Annotated in this window: 15 protein-coding genes and 1 tRNA gene; 12 read left to right on the plus strand and 4 right to left on the minus strand. The window is 50.7% G+C overall.

All coding sequences use genetic code 11. From position 1 onward, the window contains the following. A complete protein-coding gene (locus B5F29_RS04130; RefSeq protein WP_087153402.1) occupies positions 1-1,215 on the minus strand; it encodes an LL-diaminopimelate aminotransferase in 1,215 nt (404 codons plus the stop codon). 166 nt (positions 1,216-1,381) lie between these two features. Here B5F29_RS04130 and B5F29_RS04135 point away from each other — a divergent pair, with 166 nt between their 5' ends. The 5 genes from B5F29_RS04135 to B5F29_RS04155 all read left to right on the plus strand — a co-directional run bounded on the left by B5F29_RS04135 (position 1,382) and on the right by B5F29_RS04155 (position 5,606). Then, positions 1,382-2,221 carry an HAD family hydrolase gene (locus B5F29_RS04135; RefSeq protein ID WP_087153403.1) on the plus strand — a complete coding sequence of 280 codons (840 nt, stop codon included), beginning with the start codon at positions 1,382-1,384 and terminating at the stop codon, positions 2,219-2,221. A gap of 125 nt (positions 2,222-2,346) precedes the next feature. After that, a complete protein-coding gene (locus B5F29_RS04140; protein ID WP_087153404.1) occupies positions 2,347-4,458 on the plus strand; it encodes a serpin family protein in 2,112 nt (703 codons plus the stop codon). A gap of 75 nt (positions 4,459-4,533) precedes the next feature. Next, positions 4,534-4,606: transfer RNA gene (locus B5F29_RS04145), tRNA-Val, on the plus strand. A gap of 77 nt (positions 4,607-4,683) precedes the next feature. Then, on the plus strand, positions 4,684-4,950 hold the full coding sequence (locus B5F29_RS04150; RefSeq protein WP_087153405.1) for an acylphosphatase: 267 nt from the start codon (positions 4,684-4,686) through the stop codon (positions 4,948-4,950). 14 nt (positions 4,951-4,964) lie between these two features. Beyond that, positions 4,965-5,606 carry a DUF3786 domain-containing protein gene (locus B5F29_RS04155; RefSeq protein WP_087153406.1) on the plus strand — a complete coding sequence of 214 codons (642 nt, stop codon included), beginning with the start codon at positions 4,965-4,967 and terminating at the stop codon, positions 5,604-5,606. Between the two features lie 57 nt (positions 5,607-5,663). On the opposite strand, the gene B5F29_RS04160 is transcribed toward B5F29_RS04155, so the two are convergent. After that, entirely contained in the window at positions 5,664-6,389 is a 726-nt protein-coding gene (locus B5F29_RS04160) for a FadR/GntR family transcriptional regulator (protein ID WP_242955571.1), read from the minus strand. Between the two features lie 400 nt (positions 6,390-6,789). Here B5F29_RS04160 and B5F29_RS04165 point away from each other — a divergent pair, with 400 nt between their 5' ends. After that, positions 6,790-7,929, plus strand: coding sequence for a glycerate kinase family protein (locus B5F29_RS04165; protein WP_087153407.1), 1,140 nt, complete (start codon positions 6,790-6,792; stop codon positions 7,927-7,929). A gap of 47 nt (positions 7,930-7,976) precedes the next feature. Here the strand turns inward: B5F29_RS04165 and B5F29_RS04170 are convergent, their stop codons facing one another. Beyond that, positions 7,977-8,759: an N-acetylmuramoyl-L-alanine amidase family protein gene (locus tag B5F29_RS04170; RefSeq protein WP_087153408.1), complete on the minus strand. Its 783-nt coding sequence runs from the start codon at positions 8,757-8,759 to the stop codon at positions 7,977-7,979. A gap of 195 nt (positions 8,760-8,954) precedes the next feature. Here B5F29_RS04170 and B5F29_RS04175 point away from each other — a divergent pair, with 195 nt between their 5' ends. Both B5F29_RS04175 and B5F29_RS04180 read left to right on the plus strand, forming a co-directional pair. Continuing rightward, on the plus strand, positions 8,955-9,377 hold the full coding sequence (locus tag B5F29_RS04175) for a MarR family winged helix-turn-helix transcriptional regulator (RefSeq protein ID WP_206414166.1): 423 nt from the start codon (positions 8,955-8,957) through the stop codon (positions 9,375-9,377). A 14-nt stretch (positions 9,378-9,391) separates the two neighbouring features. After that, on the plus strand, positions 9,392-10,048 hold the full coding sequence (locus B5F29_RS04180) for a YczE/YyaS/YitT family protein (protein ID WP_087153409.1): 657 nt from the start codon (positions 9,392-9,394) through the stop codon (positions 10,046-10,048). Between the two features lie 3 nt (positions 10,049-10,051). On the opposite strand, the gene B5F29_RS04185 is transcribed toward B5F29_RS04180, so the two are convergent. Further along, the gene (locus B5F29_RS04185) at positions 10,052-10,945 is read right to left on the minus strand and encodes a MerR family transcriptional regulator (protein ID WP_087153410.1); all 894 of its coding nucleotides are present in this window, start codon (positions 10,943-10,945) and stop codon (positions 10,052-10,054) included. Positions 10,946-11,355: 410 nt separating this feature from the next. Here B5F29_RS04185 and B5F29_RS04190 point away from each other — a divergent pair, with 410 nt between their 5' ends. From B5F29_RS04190 to B5F29_RS04205, 4 genes are all read left to right on the plus strand, one after another. Then, positions 11,356-12,891 (plus strand): ATP-binding cassette domain-containing protein, encoded by a 1,536-nt coding sequence (locus B5F29_RS04190; protein WP_087153411.1) that lies wholly within the window; start codon positions 11,356-11,358, stop codon positions 12,889-12,891. An 89-nt stretch (positions 12,892-12,980) separates the two neighbouring features. Then, complete coding sequence (locus B5F29_RS04195; RefSeq protein ID WP_087153412.1) at positions 12,981-15,545, plus strand: PEP/pyruvate-binding domain-containing protein; 2,565 nt, start codon at positions 12,981-12,983, stop codon at positions 15,543-15,545. 152 nt (positions 15,546-15,697) lie between these two features. Beyond that, a complete protein-coding gene (gene gdhA / locus B5F29_RS04200; protein ID WP_087153413.1) occupies positions 15,698-17,032 on the plus strand; it encodes an NADP-specific glutamate dehydrogenase in 1,335 nt (444 codons plus the stop codon). Between the two features lie 209 nt (positions 17,033-17,241). Further along, a complete protein-coding gene (locus B5F29_RS04205) occupies positions 17,242-18,177 on the plus strand; it encodes a hypothetical protein (protein ID WP_087153414.1) in 936 nt (311 codons plus the stop codon). Positions 18,178-18,272: the final 95 nt, after the last annotated feature.

Genomic DNA, 18,272 nt, shown 5'->3' on the forward strand with positions numbered 1-18,272 from the left:
TCAGTTCTTTCCTGCAAACAATTCCTCGAAACGTTTCATGGCTTCAGAGGTATTTTCATAGGTGCCGAAAGAAGTCAGGCGGAAATAGTTTTTTCCGTTCTCTCCGAATCCTGCGCCGGGGGTGCCCACTACCTGAATGTTTTCCAGCAGGTAATCAAAGCATTCCCAGGATTCCATTCCGTTCGGGCACTCAAACCAGATATAAGGAGAATTGACGCCGCCGAAGAAACGGATGTTCAGACGGGTCAGCGTATCAGCGATCACTTTCGCGTTTTTCTTATAATATCCGATATTCTCCTGGCATTCACGGATGCCTTCCTCGGAGAACACGGCTTCCGCGCCTTTCTGCACAATATAGGATACGCCGTTGAACTTGGTGCTCTGACGGCGGTTCCACATGGCGTTCAGAGACATCTCCTGTCCGTTTGACGCCTGGAATACCAGTTCTTTCGGGACGACCGTGTAACCGCAGCGGGTACCTGTGAATCCTGCGGTCTTGGACAGGGAGCAGAACTCAATCGCGCATTTTTTCGCGCCTTCCACCGCGTAGATACTTCTGGGCAGATCCGGCTCGGATACGAAGGCTTCGTAAGCGGAGTCGAACAGGATGACCGCCTGGTTGGCGATGGCGTAATCCACCCATTCTTTTAACTGGGCCTTGGTGTAACATGCGCCGGTAGGATTGTTGGGCGAGCAGATATAGATGATATCCGCGTGCTGTGACGGATCCGGCATGGGGAGGAAATTATTTTCCGTAGTCCCTGCGATATAGGTGACCTGATTGCCGCACATAATATTGGAATCCACATAGACCGGATAAACCGGATCCGGAATCAGAATCACATTGTCATGGCCGAACAGGTCGGTGATGTTTCCGGTGTCGCTCTTGGCTCCGTCGGAGATGAAAATGTCGCCCGGATCCACTTCGATGCCGTTCTTTTTATAATAGGCGGAGATGGCTTCTCTGGTTTCCGCGTAACCCTGCTCCGGGCCGTATCCGTGGAAAGTCTCGGTTTTACCCATGGCGTCCACACCCTCATGGAGCGCTTCCAGTACTGCTTTTCCTAGAGGACGGGTAACATCGCCGATTCCCAGACGGATGATGCGGGCGCCTTTTTCCGGATTCTTTTTGGCATAGGCCGCTGTGCGGTGGGCGATCTCTGAAAACAGATAGCTTTCTTTCAGGTTCAGATAATTTTCATTTAATCTTGGCATATGTTCAATCCTTTCTCAAAAGAAATATTTTATAACAACGGTTCATGGGTATTTTAACAAAGCGTCCGCACAGGTGTCAATAAAACCGCCGGAAAACCTTGTAATTTGAAAAAATATTGCCTATACTGAATCTGGCGGCAAATGTCGTATTTTGGAGGATGTATGAATGGAAAACAGAACAGAAAAAAATATCCGGCTGGTAGCGCTGGATTTAGATGAAACAACGCTGCGAACAGGAGGAAATCTGTCGGAATATACCCGTCATGCTCTGGAAGAAGCAGACCGGAACGGAATACAGATCGTGGCAGCCAGCGGGAGGGCGTTTTCCGCTCTGCCGAAAGCGGTGACAGACCTTCCGTTTGTGGAATATGCCATCGCGTCCAACGGGGCCAATATCTATGAAGTAAAAACCGGAAAACGGGTAATGGCAAAGTTCCTGGAAAAGGAGGCGGCAGGCCGGATCCTGGATATTGCGCGGGAAGAGGGGCTGCTGGTGGAAGGATTCATCGACGGAGTTCCCTATTCCCAGCGGAATTATGTGGAAGATACAGACAGATTGAACCGGACCGGACGCAATGCCCGGTATGTGCAGAGTACCAGAAGACCGGTGGAGGATATTTTTGCTTTTCTGCGGCAGGCGGAGTGCCTGGACAGCGTTAATCTGCTGGTAGAAGAACAGGAGAGAAAACCCGCTGTCCGCAAGAGGTTGGAAGAAGTGAAAGGCATCTATCTGACCACATCTGCAGATGTGCTTCTGGAGACGGCCAATAAAGACGCCGGGAAAGGACCGGCTCTTCGGGATCTGGCTAAGATGCTGGGAATCGGTCGGGAGGAGATCGCTGCCTTCGGAAATGCCGAAAATGACATCGATATGATCCGTTTTGCCGGAACAGGAGTCGCGGTAGCGAACGCGGCAGAAGAGGTCCGGGCCGCGGCGGACGAGGTGACAGAGTCCAATGACGAAGACGGCGTGGCACGGTGGATCATGAGATATCTGGGAAAATAAGTATTTTGTGTAGTAAATGAACAGAAGCATACGTTTTATATGTAGGAATCACTATTCAGGACAAAACAGAATGGTGATTCTTTTTTACTTCTAAAATCACAGCCGTTCGAAAGGGAGGATGCAAAATGAAGAAAAAATGGATGAAAAGAGGTTCGGCAGCGGCGCTGGCAGCGGTTGTGTGTCTGAACGGATGCGGTATGCGGGCCGGGCAGGAAATGGAAAACGGGGGATACAAAAGTCAGACGAACGTGAAGGAGCCTGAGGCGATCGCTTTTGACGATGTGGAAGGAAGGATCGCCCGCCGCGAAGAAAACCAGGTGCCGGAAAGTTTTCTGGAAGCGGTCAGGCAGTTTTCCTGGGGCTCGGCGGCGCTGCTGTTGGAGGAAACCGAGGAAAACAGAAACTATTCTCCTCTGTCTCTCTATTATGCGCTGGCGCTTGCTGCTCAGGGGGCGTCGGGAACGACGGAACAGGAATTTTTAGACCTGCTGGGTGTGGGTGACAGGGAAGAGCTGGCGGAATCATGTGGAAAACTGTACCGGCTGCTGTATACGGATAATGAAATCGGACAGCTGAAACTTGCGGATTCTCTGTGGATGTCCGGAAAAAGTAAGTTTAAAAAAGACTTTATACAGAAGGCGCAGGACGACTTCTATTCGGACTTGTTCCTGGTGGACTTTGGCGATGAAGAGACCGGAAAAGCCATGGGAGAATGGATCGTGGAACACACGAACGGCACTCTGGCGCCGCAGATTGCCACCTCCGAAGAGGATGCGCTGGCGGTGCTGAATACAGTTTATCTGTATGACGAATGGTCGAGCCGGTTCGGGGAGGAACAGAATACAGAGGGAGCATTTACAACTCTTTCGGGAGAAGAATCGGATGTCACTTACATGAACCAGGAGTTTGATTTCCTTCCCTGGCTGATCGGAGACGGGTATACGGGAACCAGCCTGGGACTGAAAAACGGCGGAAGCATGGTGCTGATCCTGCCGGAGGAAGGGACGGATATCCGGGAACTTTTCACTGCGGAAAAACTGGAGGAAATGTTCGGGGATACGGAAGGAGAGACCGGGAAAGTGAATCTGTCTCTTCCGAAGTTTACCTTTGGGGACAGCATGGAACTGATCCCGGCGCTGAGAGAGATGGGAATGGAATCAGCTTTCGGAGACGAGGCGGATTTCTCTAATATGACGGACGAAGATATATTGATCTCGCAGATCCGGCAGGAGACACATATCGGCCTGGAAGAGGAAGGGGTGGAGGCGTCGGCTTATACAGAACTGATGCTCACCGGGACTTCGATGCCGGCGGAAGAAGCGGCGCTGCAGCTCTGTTTTGACCGGCCGTTTCTGTACGGAATCCTGGACAGCACAGGAGTGCCCCTGTTTCTGGGACTTTGCGGGAACCCGGATGACGCGGGCGGGGCGGAACCCGGAGAGGGGACGCAGAAAAATACGTCGGAGCCAGGGACTGCAGATACCGCCGGGGGATCTGACGGGCTGCCGGAGCATATGGGCGGAGCGGAAGGAGTGGACTTCGGGTGTGCCGGTTCTGCCAGGCCGTCGGGAGGAGAGTTCCGGTTTTCTTTAGCGGAAGGTCATGAAAACGAGGTCTGGTATTACGACGAATTTTTCTCCATAGAACAGTACGCGGACGGAGCCTGGGGTCCGCTGCCGGTCCAGGGCGGTTTCTGCGGCGTTACTTCATACTGGAAGATCGGAGAAGATCCGGAGACGGACTGCCTGAATATCGTCTGGGACTCCATCTACGAAACATTGCAGCCGGGAATCTATTGTGTGAGCAAAGAGGTGTTTCCGGAAGGAGCAGAGGGCGGGCCGGATCTGGAAAATGGAAAGCAGGTATATGCGGTGTTCGAGATCGAAGATCCTATGGGACTGAGTCTGGAGATCCGGGACGTGACGCCGACGGGCCTTACCATGCAGTTTGCGAGAAAGGGAGGGAATCCCACAGGCGAGCTTGAGTACGGAAAAGAATACTGGCTGGAACGACTGGAGGATGGACGCTGGGTGCGTCTGGATGGAGACATGAATTGGGAAGCCGTCGCGTTTCTGATCGGGGAGAACGGAGGAGAGAAAGAAGAGGTAAACTGGGAAAGGTACTATGGAACACTGCCGGAAGGGAAATACCGGTTCTGCAAGGAAGTGACGGATTACCGGGGAGCCGGAGATTATGATACTTATGTATACAAGGCGGAATTTGAGATAGGGATATGAGACCGTTTTTTGAAGACCGTTTTTTGTCCGGTTGGCTGTTGAAAACGAGAAAAAGTTATGTTATAATCGGCGCATGGAGATATAGCTCAGCTGGGAGAGCATCTGCTTGACGTGTAGAGGGTCACAGGTTCGAGTCCTGCTATCTCCATGCGGAAACCCTTTGAGAAATCAGAGGGTTTTTTGTTACACAGGGAAAATGCTTCTTAAACGTGAAAGGGAAAATCAATGGTAAGAAGACATATTTTTTTCTATGGACGGGTGCAGGGCGTAGGTTTCCGCTGGCATGCCGTCAGCAAAGCCAGGCTTTTGGGTTTGACCGGATGGGTAAGAAATCTTTCAGACGGCAGTGTGGAGATGGAAGTCCAGGGAACACAGACCCGGATCGGAGAATTGCTGGGATATCTGTATGAGCAGAGATACATCAGGATCGAAGATATTAAATCAGAGGACATGGAACTGAAAGAAGAGTCTTCGTTTCGGGAACGCTGGTAGAAGGAGAGACTGACATGAGCGTAAATTACCATGCCTTTCAGAGCAGAGGCGTATTGTTTTCCGAATATGAAAAAGTGTGCAGACAATGGAAGGACGCGTTTGCCGGACTGGATCCTTCCCGGCTGGAAGAGATCCTGCATCTGGAGTCGGATCCGGAATACTTGTATGTGGATTATTTCCGGACGCCGTACCGGTTGAAGCTGGCAGACGGAAGCCTGGAGAAAAAGCAGGAAGACGGCTGGACTTCCGAGCTGTATTTTAACGAATCTATGGCGATTTATCACCTGTTCTTTTTTACAAAAGACCATCCGGTGATCTCCGGGAAATGGGTGCCCAGCCATACCATAGACGGGGTTGTATCAAGAACCCGTGTGCCGGATCCGCTGCTGGATCCTTTTGCCCGCCGGTATACCGGGCATTTACAGGAATTGGAAACGGCTTGTGAAAAAATGGGAGGAAAGAAGATTCCCAAGGGTGATGCGGGATATGAGTTTGAGGCTTTCCCTTGTATGCATCTTTGTCTGGTATTCTGGGATGCGGATGAAGATTTTCCTGCGCAGGCGCAAATTCTGGTGGATCAGAATGTGACGGATTTTCTGCACTACGAGACGGTTGGCTGCGTGATTTCGGATTTGCTGGAGAAGCTGGAAGTGTAAAAAAGGACTGCCCGGCGGCCTGAGAGGCCAAAGGGCGGTCCTTTTTTGACGAGAATTTTAGCGCTGGGGATCGTTTTCGGGCTGCAGGACGGACCAGGTATCGACAGAGTCGGTGATGACCTGATTAATCCGATCGTAGTCCCGGGCTTTGATCACGTCAAGGATAGATTTATGTACCTGATAGACAATTTCGCCTTTCTGATTTTTGTGACTGGCGATGATAGAAGGCTCCATAAAGTCTATAACGAAACCATACACCCGTTCCATCAGGGGATTTTTTGTACAGCTCCCCAACAGACGGTGAAATTCCAGATCATTTTCTCTCAGGTCCTGGGAAGTCGCACCGGTTTTCATCATTTCTTTCAGGCTGTTCAGATTGTTTTCCAGAGCGGTCCGTTCGGGCCCGTTTTCATCGTAGTGTTTTAATATCATTTCCAGCACGTCAATCTCAAATACATGGCGAAATTCATACAGATTTTCCAGATCAGGATTAGAAACAAAAAAGCTGAACAGAAGAGAGTCCATCAGAGAATTCCCGGGAGTTTCGCAAACATAGGTACCATTTCCGATTTTAATATCCACCAGTCCAAAGGCTGAAAGTATTTTCATGGCTTCCCGCACGGATCCGCGGCTCACATTCATACCTTCTGAGATTTCCAGTTCGCTGGGGAGCCGGTCGCCGGGTTTCAGTTTTTTTTCTATCAGGAGCTGTTTGATATTGTTGACAACAAGATCAACAGCAGATTCCCGCTTATTAGCACGAAATAATTCATTCACTTCCATATTTCGAATCCTCCCTCTATATGTAATCGATACCACTCAAATTATGTGCTTATTATAACATGAAAAAGTAAAACGTCAAACAACGATTCTATAGGTCTTTGAAAAAACACTCTCTTTTATAGAAAAGATGCACAACAAATAACTTATGAATAGATGCATTATTCATAAAAAAGTTTTTTAAAAGATTATTTATTTGAAAACTATTTATAAATCTGATATTTTGTGATATACATAAAACATCAGATGTTTAATGAATTTGGAAAAAGGAACAGTATCTGTACGAAGAATTGGAAAGCGGGAAAGAATTATGCAGACGACCGCAGAAAACATACAGTCTGTAATTGACGGCACACCCAGGAATGTGGTAAATAAGTAGTAAAACAGACAGGCGGGTAATAGGATGAAAATAGTGATTGCGATCGATTCTTTAAAGGGGAGCCTGAGCTCCATGGAGGCGGGAAATGCCATCAAAGAAGGCGTCTTGAAGGTGTCTCCGGAGGCACAGGTCCTGGTAAAACCACTGGCGGACGGAGGGGAAGGCACGACGGAGGCTTTATCGGAAGGACTGGGCGGAGAAATGGTGCAGGTGGAAGTGCATGGGCCGATGGATGTCCCGGTGACTGCCGCGTATGGCTGGATCAGGGAAAGCAAAACAGCGGTGATGGAGATGGCAGCCGCAGCGGGTGTCACTCTGGCAGGAAAGGAAAAACAGCCGCTGCATGCTACGACTTATGGGGTCGGCGAGATGATTCGCGACGCGGTGAAACGGGGATGCCGCAATTTTGTCATCGGAATCGGCGGGAGCGCTACCAACGACTGCGGGATCGGTATGCTGACGGCGCTGGGGTTTGAGTTTCTGGATGCGTCGGGAAATCCTGTGGGAATCGACGCGGACGCGCTGAAAGATGTGGCGCGGATCCGGACAGACCATGTCATGCCGGAACTGGAGGAGTGCAGTTTTCGCGTGGCATGCGATGTGACCAATCCTTTGTGCGGTTCAAACGGCGCTACCTTTATCTACGGACCTCAGAAGGGCGTGACGGAGGAGATGAAGGAAAAGCTGGATCAGGATCTGGGACATTTTGCGGAAGTGACGAAAAGATGCCTGAACGCAGACTGTGCCGACGTGGAAGGCGCAGGCGCGGCGGGCGGGCTGGGATACGCGTTTATGGCTTATCTGAAAGCTGATCTGAGACCGGGGATTGATCTGGTGCTGGAAGCGGTGGATATGGATGAGGCGATGAAAGGCGCGGATCTGGTATTTACCGGGGAAGGACGGCTGGACCATCAGACTGCCATGGGGAAGGCTCCGGTTGGAATTGCCGCGCTTGCAAAGAAGCATGGAGCGGCGGTGATCGCATTTGCAGGATCAGTGGCAGACGGTGCAGAGGCGTGCAATGAGAAAGGGATCGATGCGTATTTTCCCATATTGCGCCAGGTAGTAACGCTGGATGAAGCCATGGAGCCGCAGACAGCCCGCCGGAATATGATAAAGACAGCGGAACAGGTCATGCGGCTGGTAAGAGCTGTAAAGAAATAAGGATAGGGTTTGTTGCCGCGAAAATAAAGAGACAGAAGATGAGACCATCACTGCGGCATGTCTGTAACCGCCGCGGCGATGGTCTGTTCATTCATGACCGCTTCCGCAATATTTTCCGCAAGCAGGGACTGATATTCGGAAGTAGCCAGTTTCCTGCACTCTGATGAGTTGGAAAAGTATCCCAGTTCGATCAGGACAGCGGGCATTTCTGTGCGGAGAAGGACCCGGTAGTCGGCCGTCCTGGCGCCGCGGCTGACTGTCTGATCTATAGTATCCATCTGATCGGAGATAGTTTCTGCCAGGATCTGGCCGCCTGTACTGTCTTTGCTGTAATAGCATTCCAGACCCTGTACGGAAGCGTCGTCTTCGCAATAATTGCAGTGGACGCTGATAAAAAGGTCTGCTTTTGCATCATTTGCCAGTTGAGCCCGTTCTTCCAGCCCTATATAGGTATCGGCTGTTCTGGTCATAATCACCTGTGCGCCGGCTTTTTCCAGATTTTTGGCGAGAAGCCTGGCCACAGACAAATTCACATCTTTTTCCAAAATGTCCTGCGAGTTGGTTCCCTGGTCTTTGCCGCCATGCCCGGCATCCACTACAACTGTCAGAGTGTCGGAGGAGCCTGTATCCGATAAAATGCGGGAAGCGCCGGCAAATACAGGTTCTTCTTCCTGAAATTTCCGACTGATGAGAATCACGCTTTGCGCTATTGCACAGATTATTAAAAGCGACACGGACAAGAAGAAAATTCTGGCCGTCCATGCGCGGATAATCCTCTGCCGTCTTTTATCTTTTCTGGTTCTTCCTGCATGTCTTTTCCTTTGTTTCATAGAGGGCGTTCCTTTTCTTTTTCTTGTGAGTCAGGTCTATTGTACACCAGTAAGAGCTATTTTGTTTCTTAAATTTTATGAAGGTTTTGTATCTGAAAAGTATCTTCCCATGAAATGATTCTTGACAGGTGTAGAAAAACTTATATAATAAGCATTGTTATTATAAGAATTCTTATAGTGAGGTAGTTTATTTCTATGGAGAGTCTGCATTATTTATTGATGAAATCGCATTTAATGCTTTCCAGGAAGATTCTGGCGGAAGCGGCAAAAATCGGACTTACGGCAGGGCAGCCGAAAGTGCTGGATTTTTTACGGGTTCATGAAGAGGCAGATCAAAAAACGATTGCCTCTTATTGTGAAATCGAGCAGGCGACAGCCGGGAGTATTCTTCTGCGGATGGAGAAAGCCGGTCTGATTGTCCGCAGACAGCATGAAGGAAACCGCCGCTCCCTTTTTGTGTCCCTTACAGATAAAGGTAAAGAGGCGGCCCGGCAAACGGAACTTATTTTCCGACAGGCTGAAGAACCTGTTGCGGCTGTGCTGACAGAGGAGGAGCAGGAGATGCTTAAAGAACTTTTGATAAAAGTGAACAATGCGATTTCAGATCACACATCTTGAGGAGGACATAAATTATGAAAGAACAAAAAAATCTGAATCACATACTGGCACGCATCGTTCTCTTATGTGCCGGTTTGTCGGTTATGGCTATTGGCGTGGCGTTTTCCATTAAGGCGGCACTGGGGACTTCACCCATTTCCAGCGTACCTTTTGTAACCGGAACGATTTCCGGCCTTTCAGTGGGAACAACCACAGTCATTATGAACTGTGTGTTTGTGCTGATTCAGATTCTTATCCTGAGAAAGCGGTTTGATTGGTTCCAGCTGCTCCAGATTCCTGCATCTTTTCTGTTTGGAATAATGATCGATGTGGGAGGAGTTGTCCTTCGGATAATTCCCTGCAATAACTATCTTGAACAATGGGCGCTTTGTATTGCAGGGATTGTACTGCTTGCTTTCGGCGTGAGTATGGAGATCACAGCCCGCCTGATCACCAATGCCGGAGAAGGCGTGGTGTTGGCGGTCTGTAAAGTGCTGCCGGTTAAATTTGGCGATATGAAAGTTATATTTGATTTGACCCTTGTCTGTATCTCCATACTGATCGGGCTGCTTTTGCTGGGCCATCTGGAAGGAGTACGGGAAGGGACCATCGCAGCAGCTCTCTGCGTAGGACTTATCACGAAAAGGTTTAACAAACCTATGGCTCGTCTGGAAGAAAAATATCTGATGTAACAGTCAGTTCTTTTTTTTCAATATAAGATTATAATTGGAATCATAATACAATCCTAAATCCTGGCAGATCCGGTCATTCAGGCTCATAAGAGCTTCTCGATATTCTCTGTATTTTGGAGACAGTTCCACCATGGCGGGTATAAAGATGTCGTAATATCCGCAGTCCTTCAGGCGCTTCATAAACCGTCTCTGCGCGATGAACGCCGGATGATATTTCATGGGGCCGGTTTTCAGACGGACATTCTGCAGTGTTTTTTTCTTCAGCGCGGCATATTCTTCCGCAGTGGGATTCAGATACATCCGGATCTGATCGTCCATCTTCCGAATCATCTGATCCAGCGCCGGCCTGGGAGTCAGACGGTACATGGGCCATGTCATAAGCGTCATAAAAAGCGGGGGATGAAGCCGGGTCTGGTCCCAGAAGTCCAGAATCGTCCGGTATGCTTCCTGCTGTTCGGGCGTGGAGATCCGGATCTGCAGATAGGGCTGGAAATGCTGCATAAAATAGTAACCGTAATAACCGGGGACCATATCCAGCATGGCCTGACCGATGGTCTGATAGTCCACCTCCTGGTAAGCAGCTTCTATGTCATGGCCTTCGATAAATGCTTTCAGTGCATCCAGTTCTTTCGTCTCTGTCTGAAGAGACGCTTTTTTACTTTCATAGATATTTTCCAGGAGTTTTTCTTCTTTCCCTTCCAGAATTCGTTTGATATCGGGGATGCTGATCCCCAGTTTCCGGTAGACGGAGATTTCTTTCAGGCGCTGTATATCTTCTTCTGTATAGTTGCGGTATCCGTTGGAGTCCTTGGACGGCTTTATAAGTCCCTTTTCCTCATAAAATTTGACCGCGCGGCGGGTCAGATCCACCTGCCGGATGACTTCGTTGATCAACATGTATGGTGCCTCCTTTTCTGATTATGAGTTCAGTATATACGTGTACGCTGCGTACAGGTCAAGAAGATTCTGAAAAATTTCAGAAACCGACTTGCCATATCAGCTGCACTATGTTATAGTGGCGAAAGATGCGGTGGGAAGAATTTCACTGTAAATATGAAGAGAAAAGGGTGAAAAGATGAGGAGATAATCCGGATTTCGCGTAAACAGAAACATGATTACAGGACTGTCTGCAGACAGCCCCGGGTTTCTGTTGCCGGATGTCGGATGTATCGCCTTGTCTGCTCTGTTTTCGGATCATTTGCGGTCGGAGAACAGGGCGGCTCTTTGCGCGCAGACTGCTTCCGGGACAGAATCCGGAAGCAGTTTTTGTATGGGAACCTTGCGGACAGTCGGATGGGAGGGATTCGATGTTACAGATTCAAAATCTGACGATTACACATAAAAAAGACCTGCGGGAACTGGTGAGGGATTTTTCATTCTGCCTGAATCCGGGGGACCGGGCGGCGTTGATCGGGGAGGAAGGAAACGGAAAGTCCACACTGCTGAAGCTGATTTATGACGAGCATCTGACGGAAGGTTATGTAGAGTTCACAGGAACCATCTCAAAAAACGGGATGAAGCTGGGATATTTGCCGCAGGAGCTGGAAGCGGAAGAGAAGGAACAGAGCGTTTATGAATTCTGTTCCGGAAGGCCGGGGTTCCTGGAATGCTCGCCGAAAGAGCTGGCGCGTACGGCGGGAAAAATGGGCCTGGATCCGGGTTTGTTTTATTCAGAACAGAAGATGGGCAGCCTGTCCGGCGGCGAGAAGGTAAAGCTGCAGCTTGCCTGTATTCTTCTGGACGGGCCGGACGCGCTGCTCCTGGATGAGCCGTCCAACGATCTTGACCTTCCTACGCTGGATTTCCTGGAAAAACTGATTCTGGAGAGCCGGGTTCCGGTGCTTTATATCTCCCACGACGAGGTGCTGCTGGAGCGCACTGCAAATCTGATCATTCACATGGAGCAGGTGCGGCGCAAGACGGTGTCCAGAGTGACTGTGCAGCGGAGCGGTTATCGGGAATATGTGGAGCGCAGGCTGACGGTCCTGGAGAAGCAGGAGCAGCAGGCGAAAAATGAGAGAAAGGAATATGCAAAACAGCAGGAACGTTTTCGGCAGATCCAGCAGAAAGTAGAACACGGACTGCGGTCGGTCAGCCGCCAGGATCCGCACAGCGGTTATCTGATGAAAAAGAAAATGCGTGCGGTGAAAGCGCAGGAGAGACGTTTCGACAAGGAAGCGGAGACGTTCACCGAATTTCCGGATACGGAAGACGCCATGTTTATCCAACTGGGCGGACAGATGCAGATGCCGAACGGAAAGCGGGTTCTGGAATACGAAAAACAGGAACTGGCCGTGGAAGGGCGCGTGCTGTCCCGCCATATCCGGCTGGAAGTCCGGGGACCGGAGAGGGTCTGCATCATCGGGAAAAACGGGGCCGGGAAGTCCACGCTGCTGAGAGAGATCGCAGAACAGCTTCTGGCGCGTACGGATCTGCATGCGGGCTATATGCCGCAGAATTATGAAGACCTGCTCGATCTGTCACAGACGCCGGCGGAGTTTCTGGCGGTCAGCGGGGCGAAAGAGGAACAGGACCGGATCCGTACTTACCTGGGGAGTATGAAGTATACAGCGGATGAGATGGACCGCCCGATCCGGGAGCTGTCCGGCGGACAGAAAGCCAAGCTTCTGCTTTTGAAACTGTCCATGCAGACGTGCGACGTGCTGGTTCTGGATGAACCCACGCGCAATTTCTCGCCGCTGTCCGCGCCGGTGATCCGGAAGATACTGAACGCGTTTCCGGGAGCGGTCATCAGCGTGTCCCACGACCGAAAATTTATTCAGGAAGTATGCACGGCGGTCTATGAACTGGACGGGGAAGGACTGCACCGGAGAGAACCGTAAATTTTATGTTTTTTAAAAAGAAGGAGAGGCGGCGTTGCCGTCTCTTTTTTCGGCCTTTATAATAGAAGAAAAACAAGGGGGACGGCAGTATGGCGGCATTTGACAGGGTAAAATCCGGGATCCCGGCGATGGACCAGGCGTTGGATTATATACGTCTGGGTGATAATGTGGTGCTTCAGGTCAGCAGGATGGAAGAATTCTGTTTTTTTGTGGAGCCCTATGTGAGACAGGCGAAAGAGGACGGGCGCAATCTGATCTATTTTCGCTTTGCCGGACATGCGCCGCTGGTAAAAGAGGAGGATGCGAAACGGTACTGCCTGGACCCGGGAGAGGGATTTGAACAGTTTACGGTAAAGGTACACCGGATCATTGAAAAGGAAGGATATGACGCGTTCTACGTATTTGACTGTCTGTCGGAGCTGCAGGAGGTCTGGGCGGCAGATCTGATGATGGGAAATTTTTTCCGGGTGACCTGTCCGTTTCTGTTTCAGCTGGATACGGTAGCCATGTTCCCGCTTCTGAGAGGAAACCATTCCTATGAGGCAGTGGCGAGGATTCAGGAGACGACGCAGCTGTTTCTGGACATATATTCGGATGAAGAAAATATTTATTTACACCCGGTCAAAGTATGGAACCGGTATTCTGCGACGATGTTCCTGCCCCACAGGGCGGATCGGCAGACCGGAGAGTTCCGGACACTGACCGACGCTGTGGGGATGAGCAGGTATTATGCGGCGGTCAGCCGGTACCTGAATGAGGAAGACCAGAATCTGGACAGCTGGGAGCGGTATTTTCAGAAATGTTCCAGAGAGCGAGGCGAGATGGATCATCCGGAGACCTACCGGCGGCTCTGCGGCATGATGATGACGAAGGACGAACAGATCGGCCGGATGTTTGAGAAATTTTACCGGCTGGAAGATTATCTCCGGGTAAAAAAACGGATGATCGGCACGGGGAAAATCGGCGGGAAATCTTGCGGTATGCTGCTGGCGCGGAGCATTGTGGAAAAATGTCTGCCGGATCTTGCGGAGCGTTTGGAGCCCCATGATTCCTTCTTCATCGGGGATCATGTGTTTTATACCTACCTGGTTTACAATGGCCTGTGGGACCTGCACATCGCGCAGAAGGACGAGGACGGCTATTACCGTCTGAGCGACCAGCTGTCCGAGGGCATCATGAAAGGCGTGTTTCCGGAAAACATCCGGGAACAGTTCCGGCGGATGCTGGAGTATTTTGGCCAGGCGCCGATCATTGTGCGGTCCAGCAGCATCCTGGAGGATGGGTTTGGAAATGCGTTTGCCGGGAAATATGAGTCGGTTTTCTGCGCGAATCAGGGAAGCGGGGAAGAACGTCTGAAAAAACTGGAGGAAGCGGTGCGCATCGTATATGCCAGCACGGTGGATCCGTCTGCGCTGGAATACAGGGAGACCCGGGGGCTGGACGGTGTGGAAGAGCAGATGGCGATTCTGGTACAGCGCGTGTCCGGATCTCTGCACGGGAAATATCTGTTCCCGTCGGCGGCAGGAGTCGGATATTCTTATGACACTTATGGATGGAGCCAGAACATGGATCCGGAAAAAGGGATGCTCCGGATGGTGCTGGGACTGGGCACCCGTGCCGTGGACCGGACGGACCGGGACTATCCCAGGATCATTCACATCGACCAGCCGGAGCATACGTATCTGACCACAATGGATGAAAAGGTGCGGTTCTCCCAGCGAAGAGTGGATGTGATCGATCTGGAGAAAAACAGCCTGACGGAAGTACCGCTGGAAGAGATCATGGCGTGCACCCCGTACTGGTACCATAATCTGGTGCTGGAACATGATTATGAAGTGGAGCGCCGTCTTTATGACCAGGGCAGACGGCGGGATGTGTGTTTTGGTACCTGCCGGGGATATGTGAAGGACCCGCGGTTTATCTCCGACATGGGAAGGATCCTGGCGGTGCTTCAGAAGGAGTACTCTTATCCGGTGGATATTGAGTTCACCGTCAACTCCAATGAGAAGAAGGAGTATGTGATCTGCCTGCTCCAGTGCCGCCCGCTGCAGACTTTTTCCGAACGGACACGGGTAGAGATCCCGCCGGCGGCTGAAGATCAGACGCTGTTCCGCGTCTGCCATGCATCCATGGGAATCCCGCAGAAAAAGCGGATTGACCAGGTGATTTATATCGATCCGGCGGCCTACTATGCGTATCCGTATCCGCGCAAAGCTACGGTGGCGGCCATGCTGACAGACATAAATCTGAGTTTCCGGGACAGCGGGAAAAATATTCTGCTTATGGCGCCGGGACGCATTGGGACGTCTTCTCCGGAACTGGGAGTCCCGGTGAAATTTTCCGGGATCTCGCATTTCTGCGCGATTGTGGAGATGGATGAAGAAGGCTCCCTGTATGCGCCGGAACTGTCTTTCGGAAGTCATATGTTTCAGGATCTGGTGGAGGCGGAGATCTTTTACACGGCTCTGTTTCATGTGACCAGAGAGGATGAAGCGCTGCGAAAAGAGTTTTTCCGGAAGTATGCGAAAACACTCCCGCTGCCGGAACAGTTTGCGGAGCTGTCACATATGGTGAATATTTATGATTTTTCGGGAAGCGGGCTCATGCTGTATTACGATATCCGGAGCGGTGAAACGCTCTGTGCGGTTGTATAAAAGAGACAATATATTTCCTGAATTTGCACGCGGTACCAAAAAATTTAAGAAGTTTGGGTATTTATGCAAAAAATATTGCATATCCGGGAAATTCGTACTAAAATAAAAAGCTGAAATCCGTAAACACAAAATAACTGAGGAGATTGAGAAAAATGGGTTATGTTGATGAGGTACTCGCAAGAGTAAAAGAGAAAAACGCATCGGAACCGGAGTTCCTGCAGGCAGTGGAAGAAGTGCTGGAGTCCCTGCGTCCGGTGATCGAGGCAAATGAAGAACAGTATAAGAGAGAGGCTCTGTTGGAGCGTCTGGTAGAGCCGGACCGTCAGATCAAATTCCGTGTGCCGTGGGTGGACGACAAAGGACAGGTACAGGTGAACACCGGATACCGCGTAGAGTTCAACAATGCGATTGGACCGTACAAGGGAGGACTTCGCCTGCATCCGTCGGTAAACATCGGTATCATCAAGTTCCTGGGATTTGAGCAGATCTTCAAAAACTCCCTGACCGGACTTCCGATCGGCGGCGGTAAAGGCGGTTCTGATTTTGACCCGAAGGGGAAATCTGACCGCGAAGTAATGGCTTTCTGTCAGAGCTTCATTTCTGAACTTTATAAATACATCGGAGCAGACAAGGACGTACCGGCAGGCGATATCGGAACCGGCGCCCGTGAGATCGGTTATATGTTCGGACAGTATAAGAGACTGACCGGAAGCTATGAAGGCGTGCTGACCGGAAAAGGTTTAAGCTACGGCGGATCCCTGGCCCGTACGGAGGCTACCGGCTACGGACTTCTGTACATCACCCGCGAGCTGATGAAGTGCCATGGCATGGATATGAAGGATAAGATCTGCTGTGTATCCGGATCCGGAAACGTGGCAATCTACGCAACCGAGAAAGCGCAGCAGATGGGCGCGAAAGTTGTGACGGTGTCCGATTCTACCGGCTGGATCTACGATCCGGAAGGAATCGATGTGGAACTGCTGAAAGAGGTAAAAGAGGTAAAACGTGCGCGTCTTACCGAGTATGCTGCTGCAAGACCCAGCGCTCAGTATCATGAGGGCCGCGGCGTATGGCAGATCAAATGCGACATCGCTCTTCCGTGCGCAACTCAGAACGAGCTGCTTCTGGAGGATGCAAAACAGCTCGTTGCAAACGGCTGTATCGCTGTATGCGAGGGCGCAAATATGCCGACCACTCTGGATGCGACCGAGTATCTTCAGAAGAACGGCGTGCTGTTCATCTGCGGTAAGGCTTCCAATGCAGGCGGCGTAGCTACCTCTGCTCTGGAAATGACCCAGAACAGCGAGCGTCTGAGCTGGACCTTCGAGGAAGTGGATGCGAAGCTGGAGCAGATCATGGTCAACATCTACCACAACATCGACGACGCTGCAAAACGCTACGGCATGGAAGGAAACTACGTGGCCGGAGCAAATATCGCCGGTTTCGAGAAAGTGGCGAACGCAATGCTTGCACAGGGTGTATGCTAAGAGATTTTTTTGAATCATAATGAGAAAGTCCTGGGAACGGCTGGTTTCCGGGGCTTTCTTTTTGCTTTCAGGTGATTGAGAAACAGGTCTGTCATTTTACGGTCTGCGTGCAGTTCAATATAAACTTTACCCAGATTTTACATGGAAAAGATAGCGCGGGAAAACACATATGGTACAATGATACCAGATTCTATACAGGGAGAAGAGCGATGACGGTTTTCTGGGTTGTTTTGATTTCATTTCTTTTATTTGCCGTTTTTCTGTGTCTGGGCGTCAGCGGGTTCCGGCGTGCGAAGGAGTGGTATGGTACGGTCAGGACCAACGCCGTAGTGACGGATATCAAGTATCAGGAAACAAGGGAGAGCGCGGGCGTCATTTCGGACGCTTCCTCCTATACGGAGGTGAAGTTCCAGTTTATGTGCGAGGGCCTGGTCTGTGAGCGGACGAAAAAATATGATGGGATCATGGACGCGCCTGGTTACATAGGCCAAAAGATACCGATCCGTTTCAACCGCAACACAGGCGCCTGGATCCTGCAGAAGGAGCTGCGTCCATACTGGGTCTTTGCATTCATGCTGGCTCCGGTCTGTCTGTTTTATACGGTGCTTTTCCTTACGCAGGGCGAAAGGTTTCTGTCTTTGCTTGAAGAGTTTACAGTGGAATCGCCGAATATGGCGGGCGAGATCCTGTATGTGACGTTTGGGAGTGCCTGCTTTGCGGCAGGATGCCTGTGCCTTCGGTATTTTCTGCCGCATATGTTCAAACCGGTCCTTGCCCCGGCCTGGCGGCTGCTGAAATACATAACCGGTTCTTTTGAACAGGTGGAGGGCAGGTATGTGGGCAGCGTGTGCCAGAGCACCTCTGACAGCAGCAGTTATTTTCCCATGTTTGCGGTGCCGGGGGCGGAAGGGGAAGCCCGGTGGGTCTCCCTGGATGAAATGCCCAGGAAAAAATATAAGATCGGAAAAAACTATCCCTTGTACCGTGACCGGCGTTCCGGCAGATATTATCTGAAATCGTCGGGAACGGACATATCCGGCATGATCTTCGGCCTTCTGCCGCTGGTTTTCAGCCTGCTGTTTGTCGTCTCCCTTCTGGTATTCGGGGCTGGTCTGACCGTGATGGGTGTGCAGCTTGCACTATGATTTTGGGTGTGTACAAACCTTCCGCCTGATTCTGTAACAGGAATTGGACGGAAGTTTTACTGTATTTATTACGGAAATAGAGTATAATGAGCGCA

It is taken from the genome of Lachnoclostridium sp. An196, assembly GCF_002160135.1.
GTDB lineage: Bacteria > Bacillota > Clostridia > Lachnospirales > Lachnospiraceae > Hominiventricola > Hominiventricola avistercoris.

Coding starts and splice junctions, on each gene's coding strand:
- B5F29_RS04130 (WP_087153402.1), bottom strand. CDS start 1,215: ATGCCAAGATTAAATGAAAATTATCTGAACCTGAAAGAAAGCTATCTG.
- B5F29_RS04135 (WP_087153403.1), top strand. CDS start 1,382: ATGGAAAACAGAACAGAAAAAAATATCCGGCTGGTAGCGCTGGATTTA.
- B5F29_RS04140 (WP_087153404.1), top strand. CDS start 2,347: ATGAAGAAAAAATGGATGAAAAGAGGTTCGGCAGCGGCGCTGGCAGCG.
- B5F29_RS04150 (WP_087153405.1), top strand. CDS start 4,684: ATGGTAAGAAGACATATTTTTTTCTATGGACGGGTGCAGGGCGTAGGT.
- B5F29_RS04155 (WP_087153406.1), top strand. CDS start 4,965: ATGAGCGTAAATTACCATGCCTTTCAGAGCAGAGGCGTATTGTTTTCC.
- B5F29_RS04160 (WP_242955571.1), bottom strand. CDS start 6,389: ATGGAAGTGAATGAATTATTTCGTGCTAATAAGCGGGAATCTGCTGTT.
- B5F29_RS04165 (WP_087153407.1), top strand. CDS start 6,790: ATGAAAATAGTGATTGCGATCGATTCTTTAAAGGGGAGCCTGAGCTCC.
- B5F29_RS04170 (WP_087153408.1), bottom strand. CDS start 8,759: ATGAAACAAAGGAAAAGACATGCAGGAAGAACCAGAAAAGATAAAAGA.
- B5F29_RS04175 (WP_206414166.1), top strand. CDS start 8,955: ATGGAGAGTCTGCATTATTTATTGATGAAATCGCATTTAATGCTTTCC.
- B5F29_RS04180 (WP_087153409.1), top strand. CDS start 9,392: ATGAAAGAACAAAAAAATCTGAATCACATACTGGCACGCATCGTTCTC.
- B5F29_RS04185 (WP_087153410.1), bottom strand. CDS start 10,945: ATGTTGATCAACGAAGTCATCCGGCAGGTGGATCTGACCCGCCGCGCG.
- B5F29_RS04190 (WP_087153411.1), top strand. CDS start 11,356: ATGTTACAGATTCAAAATCTGACGATTACACATAAAAAAGACCTGCGG.
- B5F29_RS04195 (WP_087153412.1), top strand. CDS start 12,981: ATGGCGGCATTTGACAGGGTAAAATCCGGGATCCCGGCGATGGACCAG.
- gdhA (WP_087153413.1), top strand. CDS start 15,698: ATGGGTTATGTTGATGAGGTACTCGCAAGAGTAAAAGAGAAAAACGCA.
- B5F29_RS04205 (WP_087153414.1), top strand. CDS start 17,242: ATGACGGTTTTCTGGGTTGTTTTGATTTCATTTCTTTTATTTGCCGTT.